The organism is Kocuria sp. CPCC 205231 (genome assembly GCF_040980965.1).
In the GTDB taxonomy this organism is placed as follows: Bacteria; Actinomycetota; Actinomycetes; order Actinomycetales; family Micrococcaceae; genus Kocuria; species Kocuria rosea.
The window spans coordinates 149,899-168,747 of sequence record NZ_JAVKPP010000007.1; the positions used below are offsets into that span (position 1 = coordinate 149,899).

Here is an 18,849-nt window from a genome sequence, read left to right on the forward strand (position 1 = left end):
TCGGTGCGGGCCGGGGCGCCGACGGCATCGAAGAAGCCGGTGCCGGCGGGGGATCACCGGAGGATCTGAGGCGGTGGAGCCGAGGACCCCGGGGCATCCGACCGGGGCGCTGCCCCTCATGATGCCCGCTGTCCTCGCCGCGCCGGGCGCGGTCTCCTACCCCTGGATCTGCTGCGGGTGCCTCTCCAGCTTAGCACCCTGACCGTCGACGCGCAGACGGAGGACACGCCAGGAGACGGAATCGGCCCCGGGGGCGACGAGCTCCGCGAGGGCCTGCTCCGTCTCCTGCGCCTGGTCCCGGTCCGCGGCGAGGACCAGGACGGTCGGCCCGGCCCCGGAGATCATGGCCGGCAGCCCGCGGGCCCGCAGCGCGGCCATCAGCCGGGCGCTGGGGGGCATGGCTGAGGCCCGGTACGGCTGGTGCAGCCGGTCCTCGGTGGCGGGCAGCAGCAGCTCGGGTCGCCGCGTGAGGGCTTCGACGAGCAGGGCCGTCCGCCCGGCGTTGACCGCGGCGTCGTGGTGCGGGACGGTCGCGGGCAGCAGGGTGCGGGCGAGGCGGGTGGGGACCTCGAAGTCGGGGATCGCCACCACCGGCACGACGTCCTCGTGGACGGTCACGGGGGCGCTGCGGTAGCCGTCCGCGTCGGTCCACGAGATCACGAGCCCCCCGAAGAGGGAGGGGGCCACGTTGTCCGGATGGCCCTCCATCGCGGCGGCGACCTGGAGCAGTCGCCGGTCGTCGAGGGCGCGCTCCGCGGGCAGCAGCGCGTTCGCAGCGAGCACGCCGGCCACCACGGCCGAGGCGCTCGAGCCCATCCCGCGGCCGTGCGGGATCCGGTTGGTCGCCTCGAGCCGCAGCCCCGGCAGCTCCTCGACGCCCGCGGCCCGGAAGGCGGCCCGCATGGCGCGGACCACCAGGTGCTCCGCGGACCGGGGCACGGACGCGGAGCCCTCCCCGTGCAGCTCGAACTCCAGGCCGCCGCCGGTCACGGTGACGGCGAGGTCGTCGTAGTGGCCCAGGGCCAGGCCCAGGCTGTCGTAGCCCGGGCCCACGTTGCCGGTGGAGCCGGGGACGCTCACCGCCACCCGCTGGCCGATCTCGAACATCCGGGACTACTCCAGGCCCAGCGCGGCGGCGACGGCGACCACGTCGAAGGGCACGCGCGTGGGCTCGGCCAGCGAGGGGTCCTCCCGCTCGGCGGCCTTGATCGCCCACTGCGGGTCCTTGAGACCGTGGCCGGTCACGGTGATGACCACCGTCTGCCCCGTGGGGGCCTCCCCCGCGGCGTGCTTCTGGAGCAGGCCGGCCACGCCCGCGGCGGAGCCCGGCTCGACGAACACGCCCTCCTTGGCCGAGAGCCACCGGTGGGCGGTCAGGATCTCGTCGTCCGAGACGGAGCCGATGAGCCCGCCGGACTCGTCGCGGGCGGCGATCGCCGAGTCCCAGGAGGCGGGGTTGCCGATCCGGATGGCGGTCGCGATGGTCTCGGGCTCCGTGACGGGATGGCCGAGGACCAGCGGGGCCGCGCCCTCGGCCTGGAAGCCCCACATCACGGGCAGCTTCGTCGAGACGGCCGGCAGCTCCCCCGCCGTGGCGGAGGCGTAGGGCCGGGCGTACTCCTGGTAGCCCTTCCAGTACGCGGTGATGTTGCCGGCGTTGCCGACCGGCAGGATGTGCAGGTCCGGGGCGTCGCCGAGGGTGTCGACCACCTCGAACGCCCCGGTCTTCTGGCCCTCGATCCGGTACGGGTTCACGGAGTTGACGAGGAACACGGGGTAGGACTCGGAGAGCTTGCGGGCCACCTCGAGGCAGTTGTCGAAGTTGCCGTCCACCTGGATGATGTCCGCGCCGTGCGCCACGGCCTGCGAGAGCTTGCCCATGGCGATCCGCCCCTCCGGCACGAGCACCGCGCACGTGAGCCCGGCCTGCTTGGCGTAGGCCGCCGCGGAGGCGGAGGTGTTGCCGGTCGAGGCGCACACGACGGCCTCGGCGCCCTCCTCCTTGGCCTTCGTGATCGCCATGGTCATGCCCCGGTCCTTGAACGAGCCGGTCGGGTTCATGCCCTCGAACTTCAGCCAGACGGTGTTGCCGGTGAGCTCCGAGAGGGCGCGCGCCCGGATCAGCGGCGTACCGCCCTCCCCCATCGTGATGACCTCGGTGGAGCCGGAGACCGGCAGCCGGTCCCGGTACTCGTTGATGACGCCCTGCCAGACGTGTGCCATGTGCTGGATCTCTTCCTGTGGACTCGGTGGTGCGGGGGGTGCTCGTGCGGGGTGCTCGCGGGGGGCGTGCGGCGGCACCCCTCCGGGTGCGGTGCCGCCCGCAGGCGGCACCGCGGGGCGGATCAGTCGGCGTGCTCCACACGGATCACGCCGGCGACCTCCTCGACGAAGGGCAGCTCGCGCAGGGCGTCCACCGTGGCCACGAGGTCCTTGTTCGCGCCCCGGTGGGTCACGAGCCGGATCTCCGAGAGCTGCGGGTCGCCGTGCGGGTGGTCCGTCTGCTGCATCGTGAAGATCGACACGCCGTGGTCGGCGAAGACCTGGGCGATCCGCGCCAGGACGCCGAGCCGGTCCTGGACGGTCAGGGTGATCGAGAAGCTCGTGCGGACGTCGTCCATCGGCGCGGCGGCGAGCTGGGCGTGGGGGTCCGCGCCCTGGGCCGGGCCGCCGAGCACGAGCCGGCGCGCGGCCGAGACGAAGTCGCCCAGCACGGCCGAGGCGGTGGCGGCGCCGCCGGCGCCTGCGCCGTAGAACATGAGGGACCCGGCGTTCGCGGCCTCGACGAACACGGCGTTGTAGGCGCCGTGCACGCCGGCCAGCGGGTGCTCCCGCGGGATCATGGTCGGGGTGACCCGCAGGTTCACCCCGCCCGGGCAGCGCTCGCACACCGCCAGGAGCTTGATGACGTAGCCGGCCTCGCGGGCGGCGGCGACGTCCGCGGCGGTGACCCCGGTGATGCCGCGGCAGTACACGTCGTCGATGGTGAAGGTCGAGTGGAAGGCCAGGGACGCGAGGATCGCGGCCTTCGCCGCGGCGTCGTGGCCCTCCACGTCGGCGGTGGGGTCCGCCTCGGCGTAGCCGAGCTCCTGCGCCTCGGCGAGCGCGTCGTGGAACTGCGCGCCGGTGGTGTCCATCTGGTCGAGGATGTAGTTCGTGGTGCCGTTCATGATGCCCAGCACGCGGTCCACCCGGTCCCCCGCGAGGGAGTCCTGCATGGGGCGCACGATGGGGATCGCCCCGGCCACGGCGGCCTCGTAGGACAGGGGCACGCCGGCGGCGTCGGCCGCGTCCTGGAGCTGGCGGCCGTGCCGGGCGATGAGGGCCTTGTTGCCCGAGATCACCGGCTTGCCGGCGTGCAGGGCCCGCAGGATGCGGCTGCGGGCCGGCTCGATGCCGCCGGTCAGCTCGATGACCACGTCCGCGGCGTCGACGAGGGCCTCGGCGTCGGTCGTGAGCAGCTCCTCGGGCAGCTCGACGGTCCGCCGGGCGGCGAGGTCGCGCACGGCGATGCCGATGAGCTCCACGGGCGCGCCCACGCGGGCGGCGAACTCGGGGCCGTGGTCGAGCAGGGTCCGGGCCACCTCGGCGCCGACGTTGCCGGCACCGAGCAGGGCGACCTTCACGGCCGAGGGCGGGCGGGTGGTCTCAGGGGTCGAGGCGGTCAATCAGGCTCCCAGGTCGCGGGCGAACAGGTCTTCTTCGGTCTCGCCCCGCACGATGAGCCGGGCCTCCGGCCGGTCGCCGGCGGCGCGCACGGCGACGACCGGCGGGCGGGCGATCCAGTTGTAGTTGCTGGACAGGGCCCAGCAGTAGGCGCCGGTGGCGGGCACGGCCAGGACGTCCCCGGGGGCGAGGTCCTCGGGCAGGTAGACGTCCCGGACCACGATGTCCCCGGACTCGCAGTGCTTGCCCACCACCCGGGAGAGCACGGGGGCCCCCTCGGCGCGGCGGTTCGCGAGCACGGCCGTGTAGTCGGCCCCGTAGAGCACGGGCCGGGCGTTGTCGCTCATCCCGCCGTCCACGGAGACGTACCGGCGCTGCGCGCCGGACTCCGCGGTGACGGTCTTCAGGGTGCCCACGGTGTAGAGGGTGCACGCGGCCGGCCCGGAGATCGCGCGGCCGGGCTCGATGGACAGGTGCGGGACCGCCATCCGCAGGGACCGGGCCGTGGTGGCCACCTGGTCCGCGAGGGCCTCGGCGATCTCGCGGGCCGGGCGGGGGGTGTCGGCCTCGGTGTAGGCGATGCCGTAGCCGCCGCCGAGGTCGAGCTCCGGGAGGGTCAGGCCGAAGCGCTCGTCGGCGGCGGCCATGAAGGCGAGCACCCGCTCCGCGGCCATCCCGAAGCCGTCGGCGTCGAAGATCTGGGAGCCGATGTGGCAGTGGATCCCGCGCAGGTCGAGCTCGGGCTCCAGGACGCACGCGGCGACGGCCTGCATCGCGGGGCTGTCCCCCCCGCCCTCGGACGGGGCGAGGGACAGGCCGAACTTCTGGTCCTCGTGGGCGGTGGCGATGAACTCGTGCGTGGACGCGTGCACGCCGGGGGTGACCCGGATCAGGACGGGGGCGACGACGCCGAGGGTGCGCGCCAGGTGGGCCACGAGCTCGATCTCGGCGAGGGAGTCCACGACGATCCGGCCGAGGCCGTGGTCGAGGGCGCGGGTGATCTCGGCGGCGGACTTGTTGTTCCCGTGCAGGGCGATCCGGGCGGGCTCCATGCCGCCGCGCAGGGCGACGGCCAGCTCCCCGCCCGAGGCGGTGTCCACGTTGAGGCCCTCCTCGCGCAGCCAGCGCACCACCTCGGTGGTCAGGAAGGACTTGCCGGCGTAGTAGACGGAGACCTCGGCCCCGATCCGCGCGAACGCCTCGGTGAAGGCGGCGCGGAACTCGCGGGCGCGCGCCCGGAAGGTGTCCTCGGAGTAGACGTAGGAGGGAGTGCCGTAGCGCTCGGCGAGCTCCGGGACGGGGATCCCCGAGACGGCCAGCACGCCGTCCTCGCCGCGGCGGAACGCCTCGGGCCAGATGACGGGGTCGAGGGCGTCGAGGTCCTCGGGGACGCTGAGCCAGGCCGGTGCCAGGGGGGAGCCCCCGGTGCGGGTGGTCGGGTCGGCGGTCATGCGATCACATCCTCTCCGGCGCGGACACGCCGAGCACGCCCAGGCCGTTGGCCAGGACCTGGCGTGCGGCGTCGTTGAGCCACAGGCGGGTGCGGTGCAGGTCGGTGACCTCGTCCTCGCCCTGCGGCGCCACGCGGCACGCGTCGTACCAGCGGTGGTAGGTCCCGGCGAGCACCTCGAGGTGGCGCGCCACGCGGTGCGGCTCGCGGAACTCGGCGGCCTGGGCGAGCACCGACGGGTACTGGCCGAGGGCGGCCAGCAGCTCCCCCTCCATCGGGTGGTCGAGCAGCGAGGCGTCGAACACGGCCTCCCCCCGCTCGTCCGTGCGGGCGACCCCCGCCGCCTCGGCGTTGCGCCCCACCGCGCACGTGCGGGCGTGGGCGTACTGGACGTAGAACACCGGGTTCTCGTTGGAGCGCCGGGTCAGCAGGCCCAGGTCGATGTCGATGTTGGAGTCCACGGAGAAACGGGTCAGCGAGTACCGGGCGGCGTCGACGCCGACGGCCTCCACGAGGTCCTCCATGGTCACCACGTTGCCGGCGCGCTTGGACATCCGCACGGGCACCCCGTCCTTGACGAGGTTGACCATCTGGCCGATGAGGACCTCGACCCGGTCCGGGGCGTCGCCCAGGGCGGCGGCGGCGGCCTTGAGCCGGGCCACGTAGCCGTGGTGGTCGGCGCCGAGCATGTAGATGCACAGGTCCGCGCCGCGGTCCCGCTTGTCCTTGAAGTAGGCGATGTCCCCGGCGATGTAGGCGGCCTGGCCGTCGGACTTGATGACCACCCGGTCCTTGTCGTCGCCGTAGGCGCTCGAGCGCAGCCACCAGGCGCCGTCCGCGAAGTAGAGGGCGCCGGAGGTCTTGAGCTGCTCGAGGAGCTTCTCCACGGCGCCCTGGTCGAACAGGGACTGCTCGTGGAAGTACACGTCGAAGTCCACGCCGAAGTCGTGCAGCGAGGACTTGATCTCGGCGAACATCAGCTCGACGCCCGCGGCGCGGAACGCCTCCTGGGGGTCCCCGGAGTCGAGGACGCCGGGGTTCTCGGCGACGATGCGCGCGGCGATGTCGGTGATGTACTCCCCGCCGTAGCCGTCCTCGGGGGCGGGCTCGCCCTGGGCGCGGGCCAGCAGGGAGCGGGCGAAGCGGTCGATCTGCGCGCCGGCGTCGTTGAAGTAGTACTCGCGCACCACATCCGCGCCCTGCGCCTCGAGCACGCGGGCGAGGGAGTCGCCGACCGCGGCCCAGCGGGTGCCGCCCAGGTGGACGGGGCCGGTGGGGTTCGCGGAGACGAACTCCAGGTTGACGGACGTCCCGGCCAGCGACCGAGCCCGGCCGAAGGCCTCGCCCTGCTCCACGACGGTGCGGGCGATCTCCCCGGCGGCGGCGGCGTCCAGGGTGATGTTGAGGAAGCCCGGCCCGGCGACGTCCACGGCGGCCACGCCCGCGGTGCCCTGGAGGCGGTCACGGACCACGGCGGCGACGTCGCGCGGGGCGCGCCCCACCTTCTTGGCCAGCTGCATGGCGACGTTGGTCGCCCAGTCCCCGTGCTCCCGGTTCTTCGGTCGCTCGATCCGCACCTCCGGCAGCGGAGCGCCGTCGGCGAGGGCGAGGTCGCCCCGGGCCACGGCGTCCTGCAGGCATGCGGATACGGCGAGAGAAAGTTGTTCTGGAGTCACCGGACCAGTGTAACCGGGCGCCGTGGAGCGCCCGCGCCGGGTGGTCCACGAGCACCCCGCGAAACCTGCTAGTATCGTCGAGGTTCATCGCTGCGGCGGTGAAAGGCCCGCGTAGCTCAGGGGATAGAGCGTCTGCCTCCGGAGCAGAAGGCCGTAGGTTCGAATCCTACCGCGGGCACCACTCGGGACGAAGGCCCCGGACCACTCGGTCCGGGGCCTTCGTCGTGCCCGGTCCGGGCCGGTCAGCGGCGCTCCGCGGGTCGTCCGGTGCCGGCGCCCCGGCCCCTCGCCTCCTCGGCCCGCCGGTACCGGACAGGCTGCCCGCCGCGGACCCGGGCGACGGCGTAGAGCAGCACGCCCACGGCGAGGACGACCCCACCGCGTGCCCACACCCCGGCCTCCAGCTGGGTCAGCAGCACGAGGCAGGACAGGACGGCGAGCACCGGCAGGGGCGTCCAGGCGCGGAAGTGCCGGTGCTCGACCGCCTCCCGGCGCAGCACGAGGACGGCGACGTTCGTGCTGATGAAGACGATGAGCAGCAGCAGCACCACCGTCTCCGCCAGGACGGCCACCCCACCGGTGAGGGTCAGCGCCAGCGCGGCGAGGGTCGTGACGACGATGGCCACCCACGGGGTGCCGCGGCCCGGCAGGACCCGGCCCAGCACGGCGGGGAAGAGTCCCTGCACGGCCATGCCGTAGGTGAGACGGCTGGCCATGATCATGGTCAGCAGGGCCCCGTTGGCCACCGCGACCAGGGCGAGGAGGCTGAACAGCCAGCCGGGCACCGGGACCCCGGTGGCCGTCACCACGTCCAGCAGCGGGGCGCTCGAGGACTCCAGCCGGTCGGCCGGCAGGGCCACCGACGCCGCCGTGCCGACCAGCACGTACATCGCCCCGGCCACCAGGAGGGACCCGAACAGGGCCCGGGGGTAGACCCGCGACACGTCGCGGACCTCCTCGGCCATGTTGGCCGAGGTCTCGAAGCCCACGAAGGAGTAGTACGCGAGCAGTGCGGCGCCCAGCACGCCCAGCAGCGGGTCGACGTCCTCGCCGAAGCGCACCGCGCGCCCGACGTCGCCGCCCCCGCCGCCGCCGAGCATCACGGCGACGGCCACGACGACCAGGACCAGCCCCGAGACCTCGAGCGCCGTCATGACGACGTTGGCGCGCAGCGACTCCTTGATCCCGCGCGCGTTGAGCAGGGCGATGGCGACGAGGAACACGATGGCCCCGGCAGCCGGGGGCACGTCCACGAAGACCGCGAGATAGTCCCCGCTGAAGGCCAGGGCCAGCGCGGACGCGCTGACCACGCCGGCGGTGAGCATGCAGAAGCCCACGAGGTAGGGCACGATCGGGACGCGGAAGGCGCGGTGGGCGAAGACCGCCGCCCCGCCCGCCCGCGGGTACTTGGTGACGAGCTCGGCGTAGGACGCGGCCGTCAGCAGGGCCAGCAGCAGCGCCACGAGCATCGGTGCCCAGATGACGCCGCCCACCTCCCCCGCGATGATGCCCACGAGGGCGTAGACCCCGGCGCCGAGGACGTCTCCGAGGATGAACAGGAACAGGAGGGGCCCGGTGATGTGCTTCTTGAGGCCCGGACCGTCAGCAGGCTGATTGAGCATGGGACGAGTCTAGGCCGACCGCCCGGCGCAGGAGGCCGGGGTCCCGGTCGTGGGCCCGTCAGTCGCGGGCGCCGGGGTCCCGGCGCCCCGGGCCGCGGAACTCGTCCGGGTCGTAGGGGCGCACGGGCCCGTCGCCGAACTGTTCGTCGAGCAGCCGGTCCTCCTGGCTGGGCCCCTCCCCCGCCGAGCGGCGCCAGTTGAACCCGGCGATCGCCAGGGCCCCTCCGCCGAGCAGGGTCACGGCGCCCACCACGACGACCACCACCGCGCGCCCGCTCAGGCCCGTCCCGTCCTCCGCCGAGACGCGCGCCAGGTGGTGGATGGCCTCGGGCACGGTGAACGTGGAGACGAACAGGGCCACCACGCCCACGGCCAGCAGCCACCCCCCGGTGCGTCGGCGGGCGTGGTGCGGGTCGGGGGTCTGGCTCACGGGGCTGCTCTCCTGGCTGCTGGACGTGCTGCTGGGCTCGACCGGGCGGACCGCCCGGCGACGCGCGACGGGGCGGGCCGTGCCCGGCCCGCCCCGTCCTCGTCCGCGCCGGTCGTGGACCGGCGGCCGGTGCCGTCCGGTCAGGAACCGTCCTCGGTCTTGACGCTCTCGAACAGCGTAGCGTCGTCGAACGCCTCCTGCCCCGCCCCGGGCTGCAGCCGGCGGAACTGCTCGAGCAGGCCCGGCACCGTCATCGACTGCTTCTGCGCGGCGTCGAGCTCGAAGAGGATCCGGCCCTCGTGCATCATGATGAGCCGGTTGCCCAGGCGCAGGGCCTGGTCCATGTTGTGCGTGACCATCACCGTGGTGAGGTGCTGCTCGGCCACGATGTCCGCGGTGAGCCGGGACACGAGGTCCGCGCGCTGCGGGTCGAGGGCCGCCGTGTGCTCGTCGAGGAGCAGGATGCGCGGCTCGGAGAACGTCGCCATGAGCAGGGACAGCGCCTGCCGCTGGCCGCCGGAGAGCAGGCCCACCTTGGCGCCCAGCCGGTTCTCCAGGCCCAGCTCGAGGCTGGCCAGCTTGTCGCGGAAGAGCTGCCGGCGGGCGCTGGTGAGCCCCGGGGCGAGCCCGCGGGACTTGCCCCGCTGGTAGGCGATCGCCATGTTCTGCTCGACCGTCATGGTGGGCGAGGAGCCCTTCATGGGGTCCTGGAACACGCGGGACAGGTACCGGGCGCGCTTGTGCTCGGGCAGCCGGGTGACGTCGGTGTCGTCGACCCGCACCGTGCCGGTGTCCGGGATCAGGCTCCCCGAGATGGCGTTGAGGATCGTCGACTTGCCGGCGCCGTTGGAGCCGATGACGGTGAGGAAGTCGCCCTCCGCCAGGGTCAGCGAGACGCCGGCGAGGGCGCGCCGCTCGTTGACGGTCCCGGCGAAGAACGTCTTGTGGACGTTGTCGATGGTGAGCACGGCTCAGGCACCTGCCTTCGTGGTCGCGGGGGTGTCGGTGAGGTCGTCGACGAGCCGCGCCGCCTCGCTCGCCAGGTGCCGCTCCCTGCGGCGCCGGAAGAACTGCAGCTGGGGCACCACGAGCGCGGCCACCACGAGGACCGCGGAGATCAGCTTCATGTCGGACGGGTTGAGGCCCGCCTGCAGGGCCACGGTGATGACCAGACGGTAGACGACCGAGCCGAGGACGACGGCGAGGGTCGCCATCACCACCGTGCGCGAGCCGAAGAGCCCCTGGCCGAGGATCACGGAGGCGAGGCCGACGACGATGAGGCCGATGCCCATGCCGATGTCGGCGAAGCCCTGGTACTGGGCCACGAGGGACCCGGCGAGGCCCACGAGCCCGTTGGACAGGCACAGGCCCAGCATCTTCTGGTGGTCCGTGTTCACGCCGAAGGAGCGGATCATCTCCGGGTTGTCGCCGGTGGCCTGCATGGCGAGGCCGGCGTCCGTGTAGAGGAACCAGTCGAGGAGGACCTTGACCACGGCCACCCCGAGCAGGAACAGGGCGATGCCGATCCACGTCCCCTGCACGCCCATCTCGGCGAGCGGGGTGAAGACCGTGTCCTCGCGCAGCAGCGACAGGTTCGCGCGCCCGTCCATGACGCGCAGGTTGATGGAGTAGAGCGCGGTCATGGTGAGGATGCCCGCGAGCAGCCCGTTGATGTGGGCCTTGGTGTGGAGCAGGCCCGTGATGAGCCCGGCGAGCGCACCGGTCAGGAAACCGGCGGCGGTGGCGAGCCAGGGGCTGCCGCCGCCGAGGATGATCATCGCCGTGGTGGCGGCGCCCGTGGTGAAGGACTGGTCGACCGTCAGGTCGGGGAAGTCGAGCACCCGGAACGTGAGGTAGACGCCCAGCGCCATGACCGCGTAGAGCAGTCCGAGTTCGATACCGGCTATCACTTCTGCTGGATCCGTTCTGGTTGGTGGGAGACGGGGGCCGTCCGCCGATCGGGCGGGCGCGTCCTCCGTCGGAGGGGTGCCGCGGGGACGGGGGCCGGGCGGGCCGGCGTCCGGGGTCTCCGGACGCCGGCGCCGTCCCGGCCGCCCGGGACTACTCGATGACCTGGTCGGCGGAGTCCTGGAGCTCCTGGGGGACCTCCACGCCCATCCGCTCGGCGGCCTGCAGGTTGATGATCAGCTGCGTGTCCTCCTGGGACTCGACGGGCATGGAGACGGGGTCCCCGCCCTCCTTGAGGATGCGCACGGCCATCTCGCCGGTCTGGCGGCCGAGCTGCTCGTAGTCCAGGCCCTGGGTGATGAGGGCGCCGCGCTCCACGGAGTCGCCCTCGCCGGCGATGAGGGGGATCTTCTTGGACTCGGCGGCGGAGATCACGGCCTCGAGGCCGGAGACCACCTTGTTGTCGGTGGGCACGTAGATGGCGTCGGTGTCCAGGGACTCGGCGGCCTGGGCCACCTCGGAGGTGTTGGTCACCGACTTCTCGACGACCTCCAGCCCCTCCTCCGCGGCGGCCTCCTTCGCGAGGTCCACCTGGACCTGGGAGTTGGTCTCGCCCGAGCTGTAGATGATGCCCACGGACTCCGCCGCCGGGTCGAGCTGCTTGATCAGCGCGATCTGCTCGGCGACCGGGTTCATGTCGGTGGTACCGGTGACGTTGCCGCCGGGGCTCTCGAGGGAGTCGACCAGCCCGGCCTCGACCGGGTCGGTGACGGCCGTGAACAGCACCGGGCGGTCGGTGACCGACTGGGCCAGGCCCTGGGCGGACGGCGTCGCGATCGCCAGGACGAGGTCCGCGTCCGAGGACGCCATGTTGGAGGCGATGCTGGTGGAGGTGCCCTGGTCCCCGGAGGCGTTCTGGAGGTCGACGGTGAGGTTCTCCCCCTCCGTGTAGCCGCCCTCCTCGAGCGCGGCGAGGAAGCCCTCCCGGGCGGAGTCGAGCGAGGGGTGCTCCACGAACTGGCTGATCCCGACGGTGGCCTCCTCGGCGGCCTCGCCGCCGCCCCCGCCGCCGGCGGGCTCGGTGTCGGAGCCGCCGCAGGCCGTGAGCAGCAGGGCGGTGGAGGCGAGGGCCGCCGTCATCGGGAACAGTCGCTTCATGGTGGGTCCTTTCGGGAACGAGTGGTGTCAGCGATATTACCTTCCGTTCGGTCACAAAATGAGAGGCAGCTCACAAGTGGTGACATAACGGCTCCGACGGCGTGTCGGCGGTGCCCGATCGTCCACCGGGACCGGGCCCTCCGCGGCCCGCGTCCCCGGTAGGATCGGGAGGTCATGTCAGCATCCCTGAGCAGCCCCCGAACCATCGTCTACCCCGAGAACCTCCCGGTCTCCGCGCGCCGCGAGGACATCATGGGCGCGATCGCCGCGCACCAGGTGGTCGTGATCGCCGGCGAGACCGGGTCCGGCAAGACGACCCAGATCCCCAAGATGTGCCTCGAGCTCGGCCTGGGCGAGCGCGGCCTGATCGGCCACACCCAGCCGCGGCGGATCGCCGCGCGCTCGGTCGCGGAGCGGATCTCCTCGGAGCTCGGCGAGAAGATCGGCGGCACGGTCGGCTACCAGGTGCGCTTCACCTCCGAGGTGGGCGCGGACTCACGGGTCAAGCTGATGACGGACGGCATCCTGCTCGCCGAGATCCAGCACGACCGCCTGCTGCAGAAGTACTCGGCGATCATCATCGACGAGGCCCACGAGCGCTCCCTCAACATCGACTTCCTGCTGGGCTACCTCCGGCGGATCCTGCCCCGGCGCCCCGACCTCAAGGTGATCATCACCTCGGCCACGATCGACCCCGAGCGCTTCGCCCGGCACTTCGCTCCGGAGGAGACCGAGGGCGACGAGCCGGGACGGGCCCCCGTCATCGAGGTCTCGGGCCGCACGTACCCGGTGGAGATCCGCTGGCGCCCGCTGGCCCAGCCGCGCTCCGGGGACGGCGGCCAGGACGCCGAGGACGCCGGCGACGGGCTGGAGGACGAGGACCGGGACCCGATCGACGCCGTGTGCGACGCCGTCGAGGAGCTCTCCGCGGAGCCGCCCGGGGACATCCTGATCTTCTTCGCCGGCGAGCGGGAGATCCGCGACGCCCAGGAGGCGCTGCAGGGCACCCTGAAACGGGTCCGGGGCCTGGCCGACGCCGAGATCCTTCCCCTGTTCGGCCGGCTGTCCATGGCGGAGCAGCACCGGGTGTTCGCGCCGTCGGGCCGCCGCCGGATCGTGCTGGCCACCAACGTGGCGGAGACGTCGCTGACCGTCCCCGGCATCAAGTACGTGATCGACCCGGGCACGGCCCGCATCTCGCGCTACTCGGCGCGGACCAAGGTGCAGCGCCTCCCGATCGAGCGGATCTCCCAGGCCTCGGCGAACCAGCGGGCGGGGCGCTGCGGGCGCGTTTCGGACGGGATCTGCATCCGGCTGTACTCGGAGGAGGACTACCTCTCCCGCCCGGAGTTCACCGACCCCGAGATCCTGCGCACGTCCCTGGCGGCCGTGATCCTGCAGATGACCTCGGTGGGGGTCGTCAAGGAGCCCGGGGACATCGAGCGCTTCCCCTTCGTGGAGCCGCCGGAGTCCCGCGCCGTCAAGGACGGCGTGGCCCTGCTCCGGGAGCTGGGCGCCCTCAAGGAGCCGCGGGGCGCGTCCCCGCGGGGCGGGCGGGACGACGACGCCCGCGGCGGGCCCCTCACCCCGGTGGGCCGCCAGCTGGCGCAGCTGCCGGTGGACCCGCGGCTGGGCCGGATGATCGTGGAGGCGGACCGGCGGGGCTGCGCCCGGGAGGTCATGGTCCTCGCGGCGGCGCTGACCGTCCAGGACCCCCGCGAGCGCCCCCTGGAGAAGCGGCAGCAGGCGGACGAGCTGCACAAGCGGTTCTTCGACGAGAACTCCGACTTCACGAGCTGGCTGCTGCTGTGGCGCTACGTGCAGGAGCAGCAGGAGGAGCTCTCCTCGACGCAGTTCCGGAAGCTGTGCCGGCGGGAGCACCTGAACTTCCTGCGCATCCGGGAGTGGCAGGACCTCTACGCCCAGCTGCGCCAGATGGGCCAGCAGGTCGGCATCCGGGTCGGCAAGGGCCGCGAGGTGGACCCCTCCGGGAAGGAGCGGGAGATCCACGTCTCGCTGCTGGCGGGGCTGCTCAGCCACATCGGGCTCAAGGACGAGCGCAAGCGGGAGTACCAGGGCGCCCGCGGCTCGCGGTTCGCCGTCTTCCCGGGCTCCAACCTGTTCAAGAAGTCCCCCGACTGGGTCATGTCCGCCGAGCTGGTGGAGACCTCCCGGCTGTGGGCCCGCGTCAACGCCGCGATCGACCCGCTGTGGGCCGAGGAGCTGGCCCCGCACCTGGTCAAGCGCAGCGTCTCGGAGCCCCACTGGTCCCGCGCGCAGGGATCCGTGATGGCCTACGAGAAGGTCACCCTCTACGGCGTGCCCGTCGTGGCCCAGCGCCGGATCAACTTCTGGCGGGTGGACCCCGCCCTGGCGCGGGAGCTGTTCCTCCGCCACGCCCTCGTGGAGGGCGACTGGCAGACCCGGCACCGGTTCTGGGCGCGCAACCGCAAGCGCCTGGCCGAGGTCGAGGAGCTCGAGAACCGGCTGCGCCGCAAGGACCTGCGGATCGACGACGAGGCCCTGTTCGCGTTCTACGACGCCCGGATCCCCGAGTCCGTGGTCTCGGCACGGCACTTCGACGCGTGGTGGAAGAAGGCCCGCCAGCAGGACGAGCACCTCCTGGACCTGGACCCCGAGGACCTGATCGCCGAGGAGGCCGGCGGCTACGACGAGTCGCTCTACCCGCGCCAGTGGGTCCGGCGCACCCGGGACGGGGAGCTGGTGCTGGACCTCGCCTACGAGTTCGCCCCGGGCTCCGACCAGGCGGACGGCGTGACCGTGCGCGTGCCCGTGCTGTTCCTCAACCAGCTGGACCCCGAGCAGTTCCGGTGGCAGATCCCCGGGTTCCGCACCGAGCTCGTCACCGCGCTCATCAAGTCCCTGCCGAAGGCCGTGCGCCGCAACTTCGTGCCCGCCCCCGACGTCGCCCGCCAGGCGGTGGCGATGCTCGACGCCGACTTCGACCCCGCCGTCGACGCCCTCGAGCCGTCCCTGGAGCTGGTCCTGCGCCGGCTCAAGGGCCACGTGGTCCCGCCGGGCTCGTGGAACTGGGAGGCCGTCCCGGCCCACCTGCGGATGCGCTTCGAGGTGCGGGACCGCCGCAACCGGGTGCTGGGCGAGGGCGAGGACCTCGAGGCGCTCCGGTCGGAGCTGCACGACGAGATCCGTGCCGCCCTGGCCGAGTCCCTGGGCGCGGTGCCCGGCGCGGCCCCCGGCGCCCCGGCCGGCGGCCCCGCCCGGAACGGCCCGCGCGCCCCCGCGCCCCGGCCCCCGGACGCGGCGCCGGCCCCGCCGGCGCTCGAGCGCTCGGGGCTGACGGCGTGGCCCGAGGAGGACCTGCCGCGCAGCGTGGAGACGACGGTGGCGGGCCAGCGGATCACCGGGTGGCCGGCGCTCGTCCCCGAGCGTGCCCGGGCCGCGGGGAGCCGGCCCGCCGGCCGGGAGGCCACGGTGGCCGTGCGCATCCTGTCCTCCGCCGCCGAGCAGCGGGCCGCCCAGCGCCGCGGGGTGATCACGCTGCTGCAGCTGCGCATCCCCTCTCCCGAGCGGTACGTGCTGGAGCACCTCAACAACCGGGAGAAGCTGGTCTTCACGCAGAACCCGCACGGGTCGGTGACCGAGCTCATCGCGGACTGCACGGTCGCGGCCATCGACAAGCTCACGCCGCCCGAGCCCCCCTTCACCCAAGCGGAGTTCGACGCGCTGCACGAGCACGTGCGGGCCGAGCTCATCGACACCGTCTTCCAGGTCACCGCGCTCGTGGAGCAGGTGCTCTCCGGGGCCGCCCGGATCCGCAAGCAGCTCAAGCGGTCGTCCTCGCTCGCCGCGGTGAACTCGCTCAACGACGTCAAGGCCCAGCTCGAGCACCTCGTGCACCCGGGCTTCGTCGCCGCCACCGGCTACGACCAGCTCCAGCACCTGCCCCGCTACGTGCGGGCGATGGAGGTGCGGCTCGAGAAGCTCGCCGGCCACCTGCAGCGGGACACGGTCGGGATGCTCGCCGTGCAGAAGCTCGAGGACGACTACGACGCCGCGCTGGACGCCCTGCCGACGCACGCCCCGGTCCCGGACGAGCTGCGCCGGGTGGCCTGGATGATCGAGGAGCTGCGGGTCTCGCTGTTCGCCCAGGAGCTGGGCACCGCCCACACCGTCTCGGAGAAGCGGATCCGCAAGGCCCTCAAGGACGCCCTCGGGGCCGCCCGGGCCTGACCCGGCGGCCGGTCAGGCCTGCGGCACGGCGGACCCGTGCCCGGCCTCGACGAGGGCGGCCCGGATCCGCTCCGCGGCCTCGTCCATCCAGGCGGGGTCCGGGTCGCGGAGCACGTTGACGAACTGGAACTGCTCGACCGTCTCCGCCGGCCACACGTGCACGTGGGTGTGCGGGACCTCGAAGCCCTGGATCATCTGGCCCACCCGCGCCGGCCGCCAGACGGCGTCGATGGCCCGCCCGATGCGCTGAGAGACCACCATCAGGTGCGCCGCCAGGTCCTCCGGCAGGTCGACCCAGTGGTCGTGCTCCTCGCGCGGGACCACGAGCGTGTGGCCCTGCGCGAGCGGGTCGATCGACAGGAAGCCGACGCAGCGCTCGTCCTGCCAGACGAAACGGCCGGGGATCTCCCCCTCGATGATCTTCGTGAAGACGGTGCTCACAGGTGCTCCCTTTCGGTGGTGGGTCGGGTGCGGTCGGCGGGCCGGGCGGTCCCGCGGCTACAGGGCGACGCGCTCGCCGACGGCGAGGTGGCGGTACTCGGCCCCGTACTTGGCGGCGAACGAGGTGAGCTGGCCCTCGATCACGCCGAGGCCGTTGTCGGAGAGCAGGCCGTCGTGGATCTGGAAGACCCGCTCGGGGCGCACGGACACCACGAAGTCGACGACCTCCGCCAGCTTGTTCCACGGCGCGTGGATCGGCGCCAGCAGCACGGGGGCGGAGAGCCCGTGCGGGACCACCAGCGAGTCGCCGGGGTGGTAGACCGTGTCCTCGACCAGGTAGCCGATGTTGTCCACGGTGCGGATGAGCGTGTGGATCAGCGCGTGCTGGCCGCCGAACGTCCGCACGGTGAAGCCCTCGAGCTCCAGCACGGTCTCGGGCTCGGCGTCGTGGATCGCGTGGCCCTCCCCCAGGGCCTCCCGGAGCCCCGCGGCCACCGGGGCCGGGGCGTACACCTGCACCTCCGGGTGCGCCCGGAGGTGCGCGTGCACCGGCTCGGGGTCGAGGTGGTCCGGGTGCTCGTGCGTGACGAGCAGGACGTCGGCCCCGTCGAGGGCCTCCGCCAGCTCCTCCCGTCCGGAGAACTTGCCCGGGTCGATCACCAGGACCCTGCCCGCGTTCTCGAGCCGCACGCACGAGTGGGTGTACTTGATGAGCTCCATGGGCCCACCCTAACCCCGGGTCCTCCCGGGTCCCACCGGCCGGCGGGGCACGTTCCGCGCGGTCCTTGTTAAGCTGGTGCCCGGCCCGGGCACCAGCGACGAGAGGACGAGGCGTGAGCGTGAGAACCAGCGGGGGGAGCGCCGGGGAGGTCCGCAACACCCGGCAGCGCCGCGCCGTCGCGCGGGCGCTCGCGTCCTTGGAGGACTTCATCTCCACGCAGGACCTGCACGCCCTGCTGCGGGAGCGCGGCGACTCCGTCTCCCTGGCTACGACCTACCGGATCCTGCAGTCGATGTCCGAGCTCGGCGAGCTGGACGTCCTGCGCAGCGACGACGGCGAGGCGATCTACCGCCGCTGCGCCGCCGAGCACCACCACCATCACCTGGTGTGCCGCCGCTGCGGCGCCGCCGTGGAGCTCGAGGCCCCCGCGGTCGAGGAGTGGGCCGGGCGCACCGCCGCCGCCCACGGCTTCACCGAGGTGGACCACACGGTCGAGATCACCGGCCTGTGCGCCGCCTGCGCGGCGCGGCGGGCCGATGGCTGAGCCGGGCCCGTCCCGCGGCGTCTTCGTCCTGGCGGTCAACCCGTGCGCCGGCCGCGGCCGGGCCCTCGAGGACGCCCACCGGGCCGCGGAGCTCCTGCGGACCGGCGGTGACGAGGCCGTGGTGCTCTCCGCCGCGGACCTCGGCACCCTGGTGGGGCTGGTGCGCGACCGGCTGCGGGCGCACGCCCTCACCACCCGGGCGCTCGTGGTCGTGGGCGGGGACGGGATGGTGCAGGCCGGCCTCGGTGTGCTCGTGGAGCTCGCCGCGCAGGGCGTCGACGTCCCGCTGGGCGTGGTGCCGTGCGGGACCGGCAACGACCTGGCCCGCCACCTGCGCGTGCCGCTCCGGGACCCGGTGGCCGCGGCCGGGCGGATCCTGCGCCGGCTCGACGACCCCCGGGACCGCCGCCTCGACGTGGGCCGGGTGCGCTTCGCGGACGGCCGCACGTCCTGCTTCGCGACCGCCCTGTGCGCGGGCTTCGACGCCGTGGTCAACGAGCGGGCCAACCGGTGGCTGCGCCCGGCCGGCTCCTCCCGCTACCTGCTGGCCGTCCTGGTGGAGATCGCGCGGCTGCGCACCGTCCACTACCGGCTCGAGATCGAGGACGCCGGCGGCCGGCGCCGCACGGAGCGCCGGGACGGGGTCCTGCTGAACGTCGCCAACACGTCGTCGATCGGGGGCGGCCTGCGGATCGTGCCCGACGCCCGGGCGGACGACGGGCTGCTGGAGCTGTTCACCGTGGCGCCCCTGGGCCGGGCCCGGTTCCTGCTCCTGTTCCCCCGGCTGTTCTCGGGCCGCCACGTGGCGCTGGAGAGCGTGCGGATCGAACGGGTCCGCGCCGTGGCCGTGGACGCCCCGGACGTCACCGTCTACGCGGACGGGGAGCGCCTCGGCCCGCTGCCCGTGCGCGTGGACGTGCTCCCCGCGGCGGTCCGCGTCCTGGCCTGAGCCGGGGCCCGGTCGCGGCGCCGGGCGCCCGGCGCCGCCCGCCGCGGGAGTCCCCGCGGCGGGCGCCGGCCG

Annotated in this window: 15 protein-coding genes and 1 tRNA gene; 4 read left to right on the forward strand and 12 right to left on the reverse strand. The window is 73.5% G+C overall.

From position 1 onward, the window contains the following. Positions 1 to 156 precede the first annotated feature (156 nt). From thrB to argS, 5 genes are all read right to left on the reverse strand, one after another. A complete protein-coding gene (gene thrB / locus RF640_RS09460) occupies positions 157 to 1,107 on the reverse strand; it encodes a homoserine kinase (protein WP_035927273.1) in 951 nt (316 codons plus the stop codon). A gap of 6 nt (positions 1,108 to 1,113) precedes the next feature. Beyond that, positions 1,114 to 2,223: a threonine synthase gene (thrC, locus tag RF640_RS09465; RefSeq protein WP_017834411.1), complete on the reverse strand. Its 1,110-nt coding sequence runs from the start codon at positions 2,221 to 2,223 to the stop codon at positions 1,114 to 1,116. A 122-nt stretch (positions 2,224 to 2,345) separates the two neighbouring features. After that, a complete protein-coding gene (locus RF640_RS09470; RefSeq protein ID WP_368827590.1) occupies positions 2,346 to 3,668 on the reverse strand; it encodes a homoserine dehydrogenase in 1,323 nt (440 codons plus the stop codon). After that, the gene (gene lysA, locus RF640_RS09475) at positions 3,669 to 5,117 is read right to left on the reverse strand and encodes a diaminopimelate decarboxylase (RefSeq protein ID WP_095650604.1); all 1,449 of its coding nucleotides are present in this window, start codon (positions 5,115 to 5,117) and stop codon (positions 3,669 to 3,671) included. It lies immediately after the preceding gene. Between the two features lie 4 nt (positions 5,118 to 5,121). Then, complete coding sequence (gene argS, locus RF640_RS09480) at positions 5,122 to 6,792, reverse strand: arginine--tRNA ligase (protein WP_031283503.1); 1,671 nt, start codon at positions 6,790 to 6,792, stop codon at positions 5,122 to 5,124. Between the two features lie 105 nt (positions 6,793 to 6,897). Between argS and RF640_RS09485 the strand changes: the two genes are divergently transcribed. Further along, a tRNA-Arg gene (locus RF640_RS09485) sits at positions 6,898 to 6,973 on the forward strand. Positions 6,974 to 7,034: 61 nt separating this feature from the next. Here the strand turns inward: RF640_RS09485 and RF640_RS09490 are convergent. From RF640_RS09490 to RF640_RS09510, 5 genes are all read right to left on the reverse strand, one after another. Continuing rightward, positions 7,035 to 8,414: an APC family permease gene (locus RF640_RS09490; protein WP_368827593.1), complete on the reverse strand. Its 1,380-nt coding sequence runs from the start codon at positions 8,412 to 8,414 to the stop codon at positions 7,035 to 7,037. Between the two features lie 58 nt (positions 8,415 to 8,472). Continuing rightward, on the reverse strand, positions 8,473 to 8,844 hold the full coding sequence (locus RF640_RS09495; RefSeq protein WP_017834406.1) for a hypothetical protein: 372 nt from the start codon (positions 8,842 to 8,844) through the stop codon (positions 8,473 to 8,475). A 140-nt stretch (positions 8,845 to 8,984) separates the two neighbouring features. Continuing rightward, the gene (locus RF640_RS09500) at positions 8,985 to 9,812 is read right to left on the reverse strand and encodes an ABC transporter ATP-binding protein (protein WP_017834405.1); all 828 of its coding nucleotides are present in this window, start codon (positions 9,810 to 9,812) and stop codon (positions 8,985 to 8,987) included. Between the two features lie 3 nt (positions 9,813 to 9,815). Then, positions 9,816 to 10,754: an ABC transporter permease gene (locus RF640_RS09505; protein ID WP_031283500.1), complete on the reverse strand. Its 939-nt coding sequence runs from the start codon at positions 10,752 to 10,754 to the stop codon at positions 9,816 to 9,818. A gap of 151 nt (positions 10,755 to 10,905) precedes the next feature. Beyond that, positions 10,906 to 11,910 carry an ABC transporter substrate-binding protein gene (locus RF640_RS09510; protein ID WP_368827596.1) on the reverse strand — a complete coding sequence of 335 codons (1,005 nt, stop codon included), beginning with the start codon at positions 11,908 to 11,910 and terminating at the stop codon, positions 10,906 to 10,908. Positions 11,911 to 12,084: 174 nt separating this feature from the next. On the opposite strand from RF640_RS09510, the gene hrpA reads away from it, so the two are divergent. Beyond that, the gene (gene hrpA / locus RF640_RS09515) at positions 12,085 to 16,122 is read left to right on the forward strand and encodes an ATP-dependent RNA helicase HrpA (protein ID WP_368827598.1); all 4,038 of its coding nucleotides are present in this window, start codon (positions 12,085 to 12,087) and stop codon (positions 16,120 to 16,122) included. A gap of 12 nt (positions 16,123 to 16,134) precedes the next feature. On the opposite strand, the gene RF640_RS09520 is transcribed toward hrpA, so the two are convergent. Together RF640_RS09520 and RF640_RS09525 are read right to left on the reverse strand one after the other, a co-directional pair. After that, on the reverse strand, positions 16,135 to 16,563 hold the full coding sequence (locus RF640_RS09520; RefSeq protein ID WP_017834401.1) for an HIT family protein: 429 nt from the start codon (positions 16,561 to 16,563) through the stop codon (positions 16,135 to 16,137). A 57-nt stretch (positions 16,564 to 16,620) separates the two neighbouring features. Next, on the reverse strand, positions 16,621 to 17,283 hold the full coding sequence (locus RF640_RS09525) for an MBL fold metallo-hydrolase (RefSeq protein ID WP_176337605.1): 663 nt from the start codon (positions 17,281 to 17,283) through the stop codon (positions 16,621 to 16,623). 113 nt (positions 17,284 to 17,396) lie between these two features. Between RF640_RS09525 and RF640_RS09530 the strand changes: the two genes are divergently transcribed. Next, on the forward strand, positions 17,397 to 17,828 hold the full coding sequence (locus RF640_RS09530) for a Fur family transcriptional regulator (protein WP_017834399.1): 432 nt from the start codon (positions 17,397 to 17,399) through the stop codon (positions 17,826 to 17,828). Then, a complete protein-coding gene (locus tag RF640_RS09535; RefSeq protein WP_126346251.1) occupies positions 17,821 to 18,777 on the forward strand; it encodes a diacylglycerol kinase family protein in 957 nt (318 codons plus the stop codon). Before RF640_RS09530 ends, RF640_RS09535 begins: the two co-directional genes overlap by 8 nt. The last annotated feature ends 72 nt before the right edge of the window (positions 18,778 to 18,849 follow it).